This is a genomic window from Mycolicibacterium vinylchloridicum (assembly GCF_013404075.1).
Lineage (GTDB): Bacteria > Actinomycetota > Actinomycetes > Mycobacteriales > Mycobacteriaceae > Mycobacterium > Mycobacterium vinylchloridicum.
Window position 1 is genome coordinate 1 of the sequence record NZ_JACBJQ010000195.1, and the last position, 945, is coordinate 945.

The following is a 945-nucleotide window of genomic DNA, read 5'->3' on the forward strand; positions in this document are numbered from 1 at the left end:
TGGCACAGCTGAAGATCGACACCGCCGCCGTTGCCCATACGGGGGCTGTGGTGGCGGGGGCGGCCTCTGGTGGTTCCTCGCAGGGAATCACCGTGACGCCACCGGCCTCGGACCCGGTATCGGCAGCGGTCACCGAAACGCTGCAAGCACGGTGCGCAGCGATCACCGGCTACAGCACCTTCGCACAGATGATCACCGAAGCCCGCGGATCAATGCTGGCCAGCAGCGCGAACACCTACGACGAGCAGGAGCAGCTCAGCGCCGCCGGCCTGGGCTCGACCGGCGGTGGTTCTGCTGCCCCGGCCAGCGCGCCGCCGGCGGTACCGAACGTGGCGGTCCCGACGATTCCGGCGGTCACCGCACCGCAGATCGGTGCTCCCCCGACCAGCGGCAAGGACATTGCGAGGTTGCTCCACGGTGGTCCTGGTCCTGCCGGGCTCTACAGCGCCGCCCAGCAGATGCGCAGCCATGCCAGCCAGTTGCAAAATGCTGCCCGCCAGCTCCAAAGCGGTAGCACCGCCATCTCGGCCGATTGGCAATCAGATGCCGGAGATCGAGCGTCCCAACGAATTAACGAACTTAGCCAGTGGTACGAGCGGCACGGCGAACACGCCACAGCCACCGCTACCGCATTGGAAACACACGCCGACAATTACGCGCGGGCCCGCGCGAACACACCCACACCAGAGCAGTTCGAGGACACCGAGCGGCGGCTCAAGCAGGCCGCGCAGGCCAACGCGAACCCGGCCAATATGGGGCGTTATGCGCCGGTGGTGGCGGCGCTGCAGACCGAACTGGGTGGCTTGCACGCCAAGGCCACCGCGCAGTACGCCGACTATGTGCGCAGCGCCGGCAACCCTTCACTCGTCGGTGCGCCGTTGGAGCCCCCACCCCGCCCGGCCGCCGGCGGGGTCCAGGCCCTCGACGTACCACTGTCGCCGGCGC

General features: G+C 68.6%; 1 protein-coding gene. It reads left to right on the forward strand.

Annotated features, from left to right (window positions below; genetic code table 11):
* The coding region (locus HPC46_RS34530) for a PPE domain-containing protein (RefSeq protein ID WP_179476456.1) at window positions 1-945 on the forward strand (945 nt) is incomplete at both ends.